This window comes from Sphingomonas oligoaromativorans, from assembly GCF_011762195.1.
GTDB classification, from domain to species: Bacteria; Pseudomonadota; Alphaproteobacteria; order Sphingomonadales; family Sphingomonadaceae; genus Solisphingomonas; species Solisphingomonas oligoaromativorans.
The window spans coordinates 390,544-404,358 of record NZ_JAASQK010000001.1; the positions used below are offsets into that span (position 1 = coordinate 390,544).

The 13,815-nt window shown below is 67.7% G+C and carries 12 protein-coding genes; 6 read left to right on the plus strand and 6 right to left on the minus strand.

What is annotated here, in order from left to right; genetic code table 11:
* Positions 1 to 9 precede the first annotated feature (9 nt).
* The 3 genes from FHS98_RS02030 to FHS98_RS02040 form a co-directional block, all read right to left on the minus strand.
* Positions 10 to 1,392, minus strand: coding sequence for a methyl-accepting chemotaxis protein (locus FHS98_RS02030; RefSeq protein ID WP_167099030.1), 1,383 nt, complete (start codon positions 1,390 to 1,392; stop codon positions 10 to 12).
* A gap of 61 nt (positions 1,393 to 1,453) precedes the next feature.
* Positions 1,454 to 2,962, minus strand: coding sequence for an anthranilate synthase component I (gene trpE, locus FHS98_RS02035; RefSeq protein WP_167099033.1), 1,509 nt, complete (start codon positions 2,960 to 2,962; stop codon positions 1,454 to 1,456).
* Entirely contained in the window at positions 2,959 to 4,914 is a 1,956-nt protein-coding gene (locus FHS98_RS02040) for a peptidylprolyl isomerase (RefSeq protein WP_167099036.1), read from the minus strand. The genes trpE and FHS98_RS02040 overlap by 4 nt, the downstream gene beginning before the upstream one ends.
* Before the next feature lie 129 nt (positions 4,915 to 5,043).
* Between FHS98_RS02040 and tpiA the strand changes: the two genes are divergently transcribed.
* The 3 genes from tpiA to FHS98_RS02055 all read left to right on the plus strand — a co-directional run bounded on the left by tpiA (position 5,044) and on the right by FHS98_RS02055 (position 8,633).
* On the plus strand, positions 5,044 to 5,787 hold the full coding sequence (gene tpiA, locus FHS98_RS02045) for a triose-phosphate isomerase (RefSeq protein WP_167099039.1): 744 nt from the start codon (positions 5,044 to 5,046) through the stop codon (positions 5,785 to 5,787).
* Between the two features lie 341 nt (positions 5,788 to 6,128).
* Positions 6,129 to 6,818, plus strand: coding sequence for a preprotein translocase subunit SecG (secG, locus tag FHS98_RS19195; RefSeq protein ID WP_481883001.1), 690 nt, complete (start codon positions 6,129 to 6,131; stop codon positions 6,816 to 6,818).
* Between the two features lie 177 nt (positions 6,819 to 6,995).
* Positions 6,996 to 8,633, plus strand: a complete 1,638-nt coding sequence (locus FHS98_RS02055) for a CTP synthase (RefSeq protein ID WP_167099041.1) — start codon at positions 6,996 to 6,998, stop codon at positions 8,631 to 8,633.
* 3 nt (positions 8,634 to 8,636) lie between these two features.
* Here the strand turns inward: FHS98_RS02055 and FHS98_RS02060 are convergent, their stop codons facing one another.
* Both FHS98_RS02060 and FHS98_RS02065 read right to left on the minus strand, forming a co-directional pair.
* Positions 8,637 to 8,825 (minus strand): hypothetical protein, encoded by a 189-nt coding sequence (locus tag FHS98_RS02060; RefSeq protein ID WP_167099044.1) that lies wholly within the window; start codon positions 8,823 to 8,825, stop codon positions 8,637 to 8,639.
* A 46-nt stretch (positions 8,826 to 8,871) separates the two neighbouring features.
* Positions 8,872 to 9,033, minus strand: coding sequence for a hypothetical protein (locus FHS98_RS02065; protein WP_167099047.1), 162 nt, complete (start codon positions 9,031 to 9,033; stop codon positions 8,872 to 8,874).
* A 397-nt stretch (positions 9,034 to 9,430) separates the two neighbouring features.
* Between FHS98_RS02065 and proS the strand changes: the two genes are divergently transcribed.
* From proS to FHS98_RS02080, 3 genes are all read left to right on the plus strand, one after another.
* Positions 9,431 to 10,750: a proline--tRNA ligase gene (proS, locus tag FHS98_RS02070; RefSeq protein WP_167100287.1), complete on the plus strand. Its 1,320-nt coding sequence runs from the start codon at positions 9,431 to 9,433 to the stop codon at positions 10,748 to 10,750.
* 103 nt (positions 10,751 to 10,853) lie between these two features.
* Positions 10,854 to 12,101 carry a lipoprotein-releasing ABC transporter permease subunit gene (locus FHS98_RS02075; RefSeq protein WP_167099050.1) on the plus strand — a complete coding sequence of 416 codons (1,248 nt, stop codon included), beginning with the start codon at positions 10,854 to 10,856 and terminating at the stop codon, positions 12,099 to 12,101.
* Positions 12,102 to 12,111: 10 nt separating this feature from the next.
* The gene (locus FHS98_RS02080; protein WP_167099053.1) at positions 12,112 to 12,801 is read left to right on the plus strand and encodes an ABC transporter ATP-binding protein; all 690 of its coding nucleotides are present in this window, start codon (positions 12,112 to 12,114) and stop codon (positions 12,799 to 12,801) included.
* A gap of 21 nt (positions 12,802 to 12,822) precedes the next feature.
* Here the strand turns inward: FHS98_RS02080 and FHS98_RS02085 are convergent, their stop codons facing one another.
* A complete protein-coding gene (locus FHS98_RS02085; RefSeq protein WP_167099056.1) occupies positions 12,823 to 13,794 on the minus strand; it encodes a bifunctional helix-turn-helix transcriptional regulator/GNAT family N-acetyltransferase in 972 nt (323 codons plus the stop codon).
* Between the last annotated feature and the right edge of the window lie 21 nt (positions 13,795 to 13,815).

Consider the following 13,815-nt stretch of genomic DNA (forward strand, 5'->3'; position numbering starts at 1 on the left):
CGCAAGGCCTCAGCCCTGATCCTGATAGGCGAGCTGGAGGATGCCCCAGTGCCGCCCGGCGATATGCACCGAGGCGATCACCTGCTTGAGCAGCATCACGCCGCCGCCCGCGACGGGGCGGCGATAGGCCTTGATGAGGAAGGGCTGGATCGTCCGGCACTGCGCCCGCTGATCCTCATAGTCGAAGAACTGGAGGTTGCGGCTATACTCGCTGTTCCATGCCGGATCGTGCGGGCGGCGGGGTTGCGAGCGTTCCGGCATCTGCACCGCGCCATAGGTGTTGCGGTCCGTCATCGTCATGCCGAAGAAGCCGGTGAGCTTGCGCGCCTCCTCCTGATGCGGGCGGATGGCGGCGACGAGCGCGGGCACGATCGGATGATCGAACTGCGCGGGGTCGCTGCCGGGAATGGGGCGATATTGTTCCGACATCGCGTCCGCGAGCGTCAGGCGGCCGGCGGCGATCTCCGCCTCGATGCGGCCGGCGACATCGGCGACGACGCCGGTGGCGAAGCGGATATAGGGCGTGTCGGGAATCTCGACCTCGCTCTCCGCGATATATTGCAGCAGCACGTTGGTGTCATCGCTGACGTTGCTGAGCAGGCGGCTGAGCTGGGTGAGGTCCGACGCATTGTCGCCCGACGTGGCGTTGAGCGCGCCGATGCCGCCCCGCACGCCCGAGACGGCGCCGACGATCGATTCCATGCTGCGGGCGACCGCATCGTTATCGTCGCTCAGGCCCATCATCAGCTCGCGCAGTTCGTCGACCATGGTCTCCATCTGCCGAGTGCCGGTCTGCGCCGCGCGGGCCTTGTCGACGCCGCTCTCGATCCGGTTCAGCATGGTGCCGGCCTCGCCGGTCAGCGCACGGACCGAGAAATCGATCTTCTGCGTGGCGGCGGCGGTTTCGAGTGCGAGCTTCTTCACCTCCTGCGCCACCACCGCGAAGCCGCGCCCCGCATCGCCCGCGCGCGCCGCCTCGATCGTGGCGTTGAGGGCGAGCAGGTTGACCTGACCCGTGATGCGGCTGATCGCCTCCGTCACCTGTGCCACCGAGGCGAGCGCGGCGTTGAAGGCGCCGAGGCCGGCATGGATGTGGCTCACCTGCTCGATCAGGTCGACCACGTCGGCGCTCGCGGCGGAGAGCTTGCGCGTCGAATTGTCGATCACGTCGTGGGCGGCCGACGCCTTCTCCTTCGCCTCGCGCGCGGCGACGGACACGGCCTGCTGGTCGCGCTCCAGCCGGTCCGTGTCGATGCCGATGCGTTCCACCGTGGCGGCCTGCTCGGTCACGCGCTCGGCCAGCGCGGCGATGTTCGCCTGAAGGTCGAGCGTACGAATGCCCAGATCGCCCGACAGCTTCGCAGCCTTGCGCACGGTGTTCGCGAGATTCATCTGCCATTTGCCCCAACGAGATAGGGCATCATGGCGAGGCAGCGGCTAAAACAGAGTTAACCTATTGGCCGAAAGTCGCGTCCGCCGCACGGGCCTCCGCCTCGCGCGCGGCGGCGAAGAGGGCACCGGCCTTGGCCTCGCATTCGCGCTGCTCGGAGGCCGGATCGCTGTCCGCCACGATGCCCGCGCCAGCCTGGACGTGCATCACGCCGTCCTTCACCACCGCGGTGCGCAGCACGATGCAGCTATCCATCGATCCGTCGGGCGAGAAATAGCCGACGCCGCCGGCATAAGCGCCGCGAGTCTCGTGCTCCAGCTCGGCGATGATCTCGCAGGCGCGGACCTTGGGCGCGCCCGAGACGGTGCCCGCCGGGAAGCCGCCGAACAGCGCGTCGATCACGTCCTTCGACGGATCGAGCCGCCCCGTCACGTTCGATACGATGTGCATGACGTGGCTGTACAGCTCGACCGTGTAGCTCTCGGTCACCTTCACTGTGCCCGGCGCCGCGACGCGGCCGACATCGTTGCGGCCGAGATCGAGCAGCATGAGATGCTCGGCCCGTTCCTTGGGATCGGCAAGCAGTTCCTCGCGACGCTCGGTATCCTCGGCGTCGGTTCGCCCACGCGGGCGGGTGCCGGCGATCGGGCGGATGGTCACTTCGCCATCGCGGGCGCGGACGAGAATCTCCGGTGACGAGCCGATCAGCGCGAAGCCCGGCAGATCGAGGAAATAGAGGAAGGGCGACGGATTGATCCGCCTGAGCGCGCGATAAAGATCGAAGGGCGCGAGCGGAAAGGGCCGCGTGAAGCGCTGCGCCAGCACGACCTGAAAGATATCGCCCGCCGCGATATAGTCCTTCGCGGCGGCGACCATCTCGCCATAGCGGCCGGGCGGCAGCACGGGCTCGGGCGCGGCATCCGACGTGTCGGTGGCGGGCCGGCGGAGAGGTGCGGGCAGGGGCGCGGCGAGGCGGGCCTGCGCCGTCTCGATCCGCTCCACGGCCTGCTCGACGGTGACGCCGCCATCGGGCCACACCGGGGCGACCCAGAAGAGTTCGTCGGTCAGCCGGTCGAACAGCAGGATCAGCGTCGGCCGCGCGAACAGCATGTCCGGCAGGTCGAGCGGATTGGGTGCGGGGCGGGGCAGATCCTCGATCAGCCCGATCGTCTCATAGGCGAAATAGCCGACGAGGCAGGCGAGCGCCTTCGGTAGCCCCGCCGGCACCTCCATGCGGCAACGGGCCACCAATGAGCGGAGCGCCTTGAGGCTGTTCTCGGCGCAGGGCTGGAAGGCCTCGCGATCCTCCAGCCAGCGTGGGTTTATCTCGGCGTTATGGCCCTTGGCGCGGAACACGAGATCGGGTGCCAAGCCGATCATGCTGTGCCGCCCGCGCGTGCGTCCGCCCTCGACCGATTCGAGGAGATAGTCGCCCCGGCCCGGCTCGATCAGCTTGAGCGCGGCGGAGACGGGCGTGTCGGTGTCGGCGATCTGCCGCCGCCAGACGAGCGCGGGCCGTCCGGCGGCGAGCGCCTCGGCGGCGAGGCGGTCGCCGGCGGTGGCGGCGCTCACTGGGCGACCGTCGTGGCGCCGAGCAGACGTGCGCGGAGCTGGACGATGGCCGCTTCGTCGCGATGCGTGCCGACCGCGAGCTTCGCGGCGCCGGCAAGCTGTTCCAGATATTCGCTGGTCGCGGACTCGACGAGGTCGTGGCGTGAGGCGGTGACGGCGGGCGCGACCGCCTTGTCGTCGGCCGCCACGACCTTGTCGACATGGACGATATACCAGCCGCTGCCATTCTCGGCGGCGACGAGGCGCGTGCCGCCGACCGGCGCGCGGAACAGCGCCGCGAGCGGGGCGGGGACATGGCCCTGCATCTGCGCCAGCTCGATGCGGCGGCCGTTGGTCTGATGGATGTCGGGCAGCTTCACGGGCGCGGCCTTGAAGGCATCGGCGACGGGGGTGCCGGCCTTGATCTTGGCCTCGATCGCGGTGGCGATCGCCTTGGCGCGATCATTGGCGCGCGAGGCGTTGAAGTCCGCCACGACACGGTCCTTCACCTGCGCGAAGGCGATCGGCGCGGCGGGGATCACCTTGACGACAGAGAGCAGCGCATAGCGCTCGCCCTGCTGGATCGTCTCGACCGTCGGCGCCTCGTCCGGGCTGGCCTTGAAGCCGGCGGCGAGGAGCGGCTGAAGCTCCGGCGCGGGCTTGAAGGCGGGCTGGTCGGGCGCGAGGCCGCTGGGGGTGACGGCCGGCGTCTCGGTGACGGCGAGGCTGTTGGCCTTCACGATGTCCGCGAAGCCCTGGCCGCCGTCGAGCGCGTCCTGCACCTTGCCGACGAGATCGGACAGCGCCTGATCCTGCTTCTGCTTGGTGAGGTCGGCCGCGATCTGCGGGCGCGCCGCCTCGAACGACGTGGCCGGAATGCGGGTGATGCCGTTCACCTTCACGACGTGCCAGCCGAAATCCGACTTCACCGGATCGCTGACCGCGCCCTCAGCCAGCGCGAAGGCCGCGGCGGCGACGCCGGCCGAGGTCTGCTGCGCGAACTGGGCCTGGCTCTTGGTGCCGATGGCGATGTCGGCGGCGCCGAAGCCGGCGGCCTTGGCGGCGTCGGCGAAGCTCTTGCCGCCCGCGACGGCCGCCTTGAACGCCTGCGCCTTGGCCTGCGAATCGACCACGACCTGCGACAGGTCACGGGTCTCGCGCGCGGCATATTTGTCCTGCGACGAATCATAGACCTTGCGGATGTCCGCCTCGCTCGGCGTGGCGGCGGCGGCAACCTGGTCGCGGCCGATCAGCGCATAGCGCAGCGCGCGGCGCTCGGGCGTGGTGTAGGCTGCGATGTGCGTCTTGTAGAAGGTCTGAAGCTCGGCATCGGTCGGCGCGGCGCCGCCGCCCGTCAGCGCGACGGGCACGAAGCCGATCGAGCCGAAACGCTGCTCGACCATCAGATTGGCATAGGGGCGGATCAACCCGTCCGGCAGCGTCATCGCGCCGGTGACCGGGAGATAGAGCATCTTGCGCACCAGATCGCTGCGGATGTCGGAACGGACCGCCGCGTCGGTCAGCCGCTGCTGGGCGAGGATGTCCTGATAGGTCTTCTGGTCGAACTTGCCGTCGATGCCGTGGAAGGCCGGGATCGCGGCGATCTGGCCGTCGATCTGGCGCTTGCTCGCGGCGAGGCCGAGCGACTGCGCGAAATGATCCAGCGCGGCGCCGCCGATCACCTGATCGACGATGGCCGCGAAGCCGCCCTGCGTGACGAAGGTCGCCATGTCGAGGCCGGGCTGCTGCTGCACGGCCTGGGCATATTGGCTGCGGACGCGCTGCTCCATATCGTTGGCGGTGATCGTCTCGTCACCGATGGTCGCAAGGTCGCCACCGGTCGGCCCGCCACGGGTGGAGCCTCCGGGCATCTCGTGCGTGAAGACGCCCGTGATGATGAACGCCAGCATGATGAGCCCAAGGAGTCCCAGCGCCAGCTTGGAGGCGAGGGTACGGCGGAAGAAAGCGATCATGCGGGTTCCCGGAGAAGGATCGGATGCGCTTCCCTTAGAAGGCGAGCGCGCGCCCTTCAAGCGAGGCGCTGGCACAAGCGTGCCCCCGCCGCTATCGGACGAGCCCATAACAGAAAGAATATAAGGGGAATGGACATGCGCAGACGGCTGATCGCCGGAAACTGGAAGATGAACGGCGACCGCGAAAGTCTCGCGGAACTGGATGGTATCGCCGCCGCGGCCAAGGCGGCGCCGGATGTCGACGTCGTGATCTGCCCACCCTTCACCCTGATCGAACGCGCGGTGGCGAGGCAGCCGTCGCTCATCATCGGTGGGCAGGATTGTCACTCGGGGGTCAGCGGGCCGTATACCGGCTGCACCTCGGCGGGGATGCTGAAGGAGGCGGGCGCCACGCTCGCCATCGTCGGCCACAGCGAGCGCCGCGCCGCCCAGCACGAGACCGACGGGCAAGTGAAGGGCAAGGCCGAGGCTACCATTGCGGCGGGGCTCGTGGCGGTCGTCTGTGTCGGCGAGAGCGGCGCGGAGCACGAGGCCGGCAAGGCGGCCGAGCGGGTCGAGACGCAATTGCGCGGATCGCTGCCGGTGGCGGGCGGCGATGCGCTGGTGGTCGCCTATGAGCCGGTCTGGGCGGTGGGCACGGGCCGCACGCCGTCGATGAAGGATATCGGCGCGATGCATGGCCTCATCCGGGGCGTGCTGCGCGAACTGCTGGGCGCGGATCGGGCCGAGGCGATCCGCATCCTCTATGGCGGCTCGATCACGGCGGCGAACATCGCCGCGGTGCTGGAGGTGCCCAATGTCGACGGTGTGCTGGTCGGCGGCGCGAGCCTGACGGCGGCGGCTTTCGCCCCGATCATCGAGGCGGCGGCCTGAACGCCGGGCCGGGCGGAGATGCTTTCCGCCCGGCCCGTTGCCGTGACGGGCGCGCGCGCCGGCAAGACGGAGCTGCTCGCGGCGGAATCTGTGTGGCGCGGAGCGACCGTGCTTCCTTCACCTGAAAATATTTCGCCGACTCTTCGTCGTGCATAGAACTATCGTTTTATCGCAACGGGTTGATTGGCGATCTTCGGGTCGAGGGAAGGGGGGTGATGCACCGATCCCATCCGCCGACGGCGCGGATTGCCGGGCAAGCGGCTGGGCGCTCCCGTCGGGCGATGAGGCGGGAGGCGGTGCGTCGCATTGAACTCCCGCTCCACCTTCGCTAGGGAGCGGGCTTGGCCGTCCGAACGTCGCGTTCGGGCGCACTCGCTTTTGCCGAAGAGATCGTCCGACAGATGTTCACCTTCCTGCTCGTCATTCATGCGCTGATCGCGGCGGCGCTCGTCACCGTGATCCTGATGCAGCGTTCCGAAGGTGGCGGGCTCGGCATGGGCGGCGGCCCGGCCGGGCTGATGACCGCGCGCGGCGCGGCCGACTTCCTGACCCGCGCCACATCCGTGCTGGCGACGCTCTTCGTCGTGATGGCCTTCGTGCTGGCGACCGTCGCCTCGATGCGCAACTCGGCCGGCAAGATCGACACCAGCCTCCAGAATCAGGGCACGCCCGGCCCGATCACCGCGCCGCTTCCGGCCGCCCTCCCGGCGACCGGCATCCCGATGATGGGCGCTCCGGCCACCGCGCCGCAGCCGGCTCCGGCCGAGGCCGCTCCGGCGCCCAAGCCCGTCCGCACCGCGCCGACCGCCGCCAGCCTCAAGACGATCGATACCGGCAAGGTGACGTCGAACAGCGGCAGCATCGGCATCGGCGGCGTCTCGGGTGGCAGCTCGACCCACAAGGCGGCCACCCCGGCCGTCACTCCTCCGGCTCCGACGCCGGCGCCCGCCGCGACCAAGCCGGTCCCGACGCTCAATCTCGCGCCGCCTGCGCCCGCCGCCGCCAACGGCAGCAGCCCGCAGCCGCAATAACACCGGCCTCCCGGCCGTTTCGCTCTCGCCCGCGCCATGATGGCGCGGGCGTTTCCTTGTCGTGGCGTTGCGTGTCGCTTCAGGCCCCCTCCTGACGCGTCCGTTCGTCTCGTCGTGTGTGTATTTGGAGTCGCTGTCTTGCCTCCACGTCCCTTCACCCGCTAAGGCCCGACTCCCATGGCGCGGTTCATCTTCATCACCGGCGGCGTGGTCTCCTCGCTTGGCAAAGGTCTCATGGCGGCATCGCTTGCCGCTCTCCTCCAGGCGCGTGGCTATCGGGTCCGCATCCGTAAATTCGATCCCTATCTGAACGTCGATCCGGGCACGATGAGCCCGTATCAGCACGGCGAGGTCTATGTGACCGACGATGGGGCCGAAACCGATCTCGACCTCGGGCATTATGAGCGCTTCACCGGCGTTCCGTCGCGGCAGAGCGACAATGTCACCTCGGGCCGGATCTATCAGACGATCATCTCCAAGGAGCGTCGTGGCGACTATCTGGGCGCGACCGTCCAGGTGATCCCGCACGTCACAGACGCCATCAAGGCGTTCGCGCGGGCCGACACCGACGACCTCGATTTCGTGCTCTGCGAGATCGGCGGCACCGTCGGCGACATCGAATCGCTGCCCTTCATGGAGGCGATCCGCCAGCTCAAGAACGATCTCGGCCGCAACCAGTCGATCTTCGTCCATCTGACGCTGGTGCCGTACATCGCGGCGGCCGGCGAGCTGAAGACCAAGCCGACGCAGCACTCCGTCCGCGATCTGACCGCGCTGGGCATCCAGCCCGACGTGCTGGTTTGCCGTTGCGAGCAGCCGCTGCCGGCCGGCGAGCGCGCCAAGATCGCGCTGTTCTGCAACGTCCGCCCCGAAGCGGTGATCCCGGCGCTCGACGCCGAGACGATCTACGGCGTGCCGGCGCAATATCACGCCGAGGGCCTCGACGCCGAAGTGCTGCGCGCGTTCGACATCGATCCCGACACCACCGCGCCGGACATGCGCCGCTGGGCGGACGTCACCGATCGCATCGGCAATCCCGAGGGCGAGGTGACGATCGGCGTCGTCGGCAAATATACCGGCATGAAGGACGCCTATAAGTCGCTCCAGGAGGCGCTCGTCCATGGCGGCATCGCCAACCGGGTGAAGGTCAACGTCCGCTGGCTGGACGCCGAGCTGTTCGAGGGGCCGGAGGCCGATCTCGCCCCGGCGCTGGAGCCGATGCACGGCATCCTCGTCCCCGGCGGCTTCGGCGAGCGCGGTTCGGAGGGCAAGATTTCCTCCGTCCGTTTCGCGCGCGAGCGGGGCGTGCCTTTCTTCGGCATCTGCCTCGGTATGCAGATGGCCTGCATCGAGGGCGCGCGGAACACCGCGGGCATCGAGAAGGCCTCCACCACCGAGTTCGGCCCCACGGAAGAGCCCGTCGTCGGCCTCATCACCGAGTGGATGACGGCGGACGGCCTCCAGAAGCGCGAAGCCGGCGGCGATCTGGGCGGCACGATGCGTCTGGGCGCCTATGAGGCGAAGCTGGCCGGCAACAGCCATGTCGCGTCGATCTATGGCGGCACGGACATCTCCGAGCGGCATCGTCACCGCTATGAGGTGAACGTCCATTACAAGGATGCGCTGGAAAAGGGCGGCCTGGCCTTCTCCGGCATGTCGCCCGACGGCGAGCTGCCCGAGATCGTCGAGCGGCCGGATCATCCTTGGTTCGTCGGCGTGCAGTTCCACCCGGAGCTGAAGTCCAAGCCCTTCGATCCGCATCCGCTGTTCAAGAGCTTCATCGAAGCGGCGGTGAAGCACTCCCGCCTGGTCTGATCCTTACTGGATTCCGAGCGCGTTCATCGCCGCCTGCGTCGCCGCAACGTCATCGTTGCTGCTGGCGTTGGCGGCGGTGTCGTTTTGCGGCTGACCGCCTGCATACTCCATCGCCGTCCAGATGATGCCGGCGGCCCAGAGCAGCGCGATCCAGCGGCTCCTGAAGATCGATCGGGTGCGGATGGGCAGCATGGCCCCATTCTGCGGCCGCCCGGTTAGCATCGGGTAAAGCGGGCGCTCAGTTTTCCTGCGGTTGCGGGGAAGGCGGCCGGGTCGGGGGCTCGCTCGGCTGGGCGGGCGGGTCGCTGGGTGAGACGATCGGCGGATCGATCGGCGTCGGCACGGGATCGTCGATGGGCCGGCGCGTCGGATCGTCCGGTTTGGGATGCTGGTTCATCATGGAAAGCTCCTGCGGCGAAGCGCCTGGACGCTCCGCCGCAGGATGGGCTCCCTGACCGAAACGCCCAGGCCTTGCGACCTGGGCGTCCCGCGTGACGAATGCTCGTCAGCCCCCTTTTTGGCTTTCGGCCCGCACGCGGTTCCCATCCCCCCTCAGAAACGGGGCCACGGGGCCTCAGCCTTCCCCGAACCACGGCCTTGGACCTGTGTTTCGTGGGACAAGGTCTACCGCTCGAAAGTTCGGCTTGTCATCGCCCTTCAAGGGGTCATTCATCGAATGGACATGTCCTGTGATGTTTCAGCAACATACGCCCCTATGGTTGCCACTGTGCGCCCCACACAATAGAGCAACGGAAATTCCGTTGCATTCCGTGACGGTGCCCAATTCGAAGGCCGCGATGCGTCTCTCCCGCCATTTCCTGCCCGTTCTCAAGGAATCGCCCTCTGACGCGCAGATCGTCAGCCACAAGCTGATGCTTCGCGCCGGGCTCGTCCGGCAGACTGCCGCGGGGATCTATGCATGGCTGCCGCTCGGCCAGCGCGTGCTGCGCAAGATCGCCGACATCGTCCGCGAGGAGCAGGATCGCGCCGGCGCCATCGAACTTCTGATGCCGACGCTCCAGTCCGCGGACCTGTGGCGCGAATCGGGCCGCTACGATGCCTATGGCCCGGAAATGCTGCGCATCACCGATCGCCATGACCGCGAGATGCTCTACGGCCCGACCAACGAGGAGATGATTACCGCCATCTTCCGGGATTCGGCGCGCAGCTATCGCGACCTGCCGCGCACGCTCTATCATATCCAGTGGAAGTTCCGCGACGAGGTGCGCCCGCGCTTCGGCGTGATGCGCGGCCGCGAGTTCCTGATGAAGGACGCCTACTCGTTCGACCTTGATGAAGCCGGCGCTCATCATAGCTATCATCGAATGTTCTTTGCTTATCTCAACACCTTCGCGCGGATGGGCCTGCGCGCCATCCCGATGCAGGCGGACACCGGCCCGATCGGCGGCGATCTCAGCCACGAGTTCATCGTGCTGGCGCCGACCGGCGAGAGCGAAGTCTTTTTCGATAAGCAATGGGAGGAGCCGGTCTCTCGCTACGTCGTCGATTATGACGACAAGGATGCCTTGATGGAGGGCTTCTATAATATGCTCGCACCTTACGCGGCGACTGATGAGAAGCGAGACCTGCCTAAGGAGCAAAAGATTGGCGGCGATCTTAAACAGTCGCGCGGTATCGAGGTGGGCCACATCTTCTACTTCGGCGAGAAATATTCGAAGCCGATGAACCTGCGCGTGCAGGGGCCGGACGGCTCGGAAGTGATCCCGCACATGGGCAGCTACGGCATCGGCGTGTCGCGCCTGATGGGCGCGATCATCGAGGCCAGCCATGACGACAACGGCATCATCTGGCCGGACGCCGTGGCGCCCTACAAGGTCGGCATCATCAACATGCGGATCGACGACGAGGCCTGTACGGCGGCGGCGGACGATCTCTACGCCAGGCTCCAGAAGGCGGGCGTCGAGGTGCTCTATGACGATCGCGACGAGCGCGGCGGCGCCAAGTTCGCCACCATGGACCTGATCGGCATCCCCTGGCAGATCGTGATCGGCCCCAAGGGCATCGCCAAGGGCGTGGTCGAGCTGAAGCGTCGCAAGGACGGCGAGAAGGTCGAACTGTCGATCGAGGACGCGCTGGCGAAGGTGACGGAGGCGTGATCCACGCCATCCGTCATCCCGGCACAGGCCGGGATCCAGGGCCCCATGCGTGTCGCCTGCCGCTCTGGACTCCGGCGTTCGCCGGGGTGACGGGAAAGGGAAGATGATCCTCGGCCGCACCGAGCGGATGGTGGCGCGGCGTTATCTGCTGCCGGGCCGGGGCGAGGCGTTCATTTTCCTCGTCGCCTCGATCAGCCTTGGCGCGGTGGCGCTGGGCGTCGCCGCGCTGATCGTGGTGATGAGCGTGATGAACGGCTTCCGCGCGGAGCTGTTCGACAAGATCGTCGGGCTGAACGGCCATGCGGTCATTCAGGGTTATTCGGGACACGGGCTCACCAACTGGCGCCAGATCGCGGATGAGGCGAAGGCGACGCCCGGCGTCACCAGCGCGATCCCGCTGATCGAGCAGCCGCTCGCCGCCACCGTGGATGGCCGGGTCGAGCCGATCCTGCTGCGCGGGATGCGTGTCGCGGACCTGCGGGACACGATCAAGGGCGACATCAAGCAGGGCAATCTCGCCGAGGTGACGCCCGGTTCCGGCAATGTCGCGATCGGCACGGGCCTCGCGCAGGCGCTGGGGCTGACGGTCGGCGACCAGATCAGCGTGGTGAACCTGTCGGGGCAGGCCACTCCCTTCGGCACGGCGCCCCGCATCGTGAGCTATCGCGTGGCGGCGACCTTCGAGGTCGGCGTCTATGATTTCGACAAGGCCTATGTCGTCATGCCGATGGAGGATGCGCAGACGCTCCTCCTGCTGGGCGATACGGTCCAGATGGTCGAGCTGCGCACCGTCGATCCCGATCGGGTGACGCAGATCCTCGCGCCGCTTGCGCCCAAGGTGATCCGCGAAGGCGTCATCAGCGACTGGCGGCAGATGAACGCCTCGCTGTTCCAGGCGCTGGAGGTGGAGCGCATCACGATGTTCGTCGTGCTCGGCATCGTCATCCTGATCGCGGCGTTCAACATTCTGTCGTCGCTCATCATGCTGGTCCGCGCCAAGACGCGGGACATCGCCATCCTGCGCACCATGGGCGCGAGCCGGGCCGCGATGCTGCGCATCTTCATGACGGTGGGGATGACGATCGGCGTGCTCGGCATCCTCGCCGGCATCGTGCTGGGCTCGGTGTTCCTCTTCTTCCGGCAGGATGTGGTGGATGTGATCCAGCACATCACCGGCGCCCAGCTCTGGGATCCGTCGATCCGCGTGCTGACCGAGCTTCCCTCCAAGCCCGACCCGCTCGACATCACCGTCATCATCGTGATGACGCTGGTGCTGACATTTCTCGCGACGCTCTATCCCGCCTACAAGGCGGCGAGCACCGATCCCGTGCAGGTGCTGCGCTATGAGTGAGGAGTCTTCGATGTGCATCCCCACGATCGGCGATGCGGTCCTCCACGTCACCGACCTCAAGCGCTCCTACGAGCAGGGCGGGCAGACCATCCATGTGCTGCGCGGCGTGAACCTGTCCGTGGCGCCGGGCGAGATCGTGGCGCTGCTCGGGCCGTCGGGTTCGGGCAAGTCGACGATGTTGCAGGCGATCGGCCTGCTGGAAGGCGGCTTCGACGGATCGATCCGCATCGCGGGCGAGGAAGCGGCCCGGCTCGACAATGACGGGCGTACCCGCGTCCGCCGGGAATCGCTGGGCTTCGTCTACCAGTTCCACCATCTCCTCCCCGATTTCACGGCGGAGGAGAATGTCGTGCTGCCCCAGATGGTGCGCGGCGCGGCGCGGGCGGATGCGGATGCGCGCGCGAAGTCGCTGCTGACCACGCTCGGCCTGTCGCACCGGCTGGACCATCGCCCGTCCAAGCTCTCCGGCGGCGAGCAGCAGCGCGTGGCGGTGGCCCGCGCGCTCGCCAATCGTCCGGCGCTGGTGCTGGCGGACGAGCCCACCGGCAATCTCGACGAGGCGACGGCGGACGTGGTGCTGGTCGAGTTCCTGCGGCTGGTGCGGGGCGAGGGCTCGGCGGCCGTGGTCGCCACGCACAACGAGCGGCTGGCGGCGCGGATGGACCGGGTCGTGCGCCTCCATGACGGCGTGCTGGCCTAAGGGCCGGGCACGTCCGCTCCTTCAGAGCGGGTTGGACATCGCCACGTTGCACCGTTCGTAGCGGCTGCCATAGGCCGCCATGATCTCCGCGTCATGCACGAAGCCCAGCTTCTCGTAGAGATGGATGGCCGACGCGCACTTGCTGTTGGTGAGCAGATAGAGCCGGTCCATCGCCATGGCCCGCGCGCGTTCGAGGATGCTGGCGAGCAGGAACTCCCCCGCCTTGCGTCCGCGCGCCTTCTCGGACACGCCCATCTTGGTCAGCTCGAAGCTGCCCTCGTCGATGCGGATCAGCGCGCAGGTGCCGACCACGCCCAGCTCCGCATCCTCGACGAACAGGATGATGCCACCGCGATCGATGATGAGTTCGCGCGGGTGGGAGAGGATCTGCCGGTCATTCTCCTCCAGCACGAACATCTGCTCGATCCACTCGGCGTTGATCCGGTAGAAATCCTCCGCGAGATCGTCCGAATATTCGCGGATCGAAAGGCCGGTGGCGGCGTGGCGGGCGGCGAGGGTGGCGGTGTTCACGCGCATCTCCATGGAGCAATGATCGAGCTTGGTTTCGAGCTGGCCGATCTGATCGAGCAGCGGACCCGAGAGATCGCCGCACAGATCGGTGACGACCGTGCCGAGCGGCGGCCAGAGCACGGCTCTGGCGCGGGCCATCAGCGCCTTGCCCGCGTCGGTCAGCGCGAGGGTCTTCTGGCGCATGTCCGCGTCGTCGCGGCTGGCGGCGAGCAGGCCGATGTCGAGGAGCGACGAGGCCGTCCGCGTGACGGCGGGCTGGCTGACCCCCAGCGCCTCCACCGCATCCCCGATGGTGAGCGGGCCATAGCGATCGATCGCGGCGAGCAGGGGGAATTGGGCGGGCTGGATCGGCAGGTCGCTCGTCTTGAGTAGCCGTGCGGCGTCCGCCTGGAGCCGCTCGGCAAGCCGCTTCAGCCGGCTACCGAGGAACAGATATCCCATATCCGCCAATATGTCGGCCATGCGCTTCTCCCGAGTCGGAAG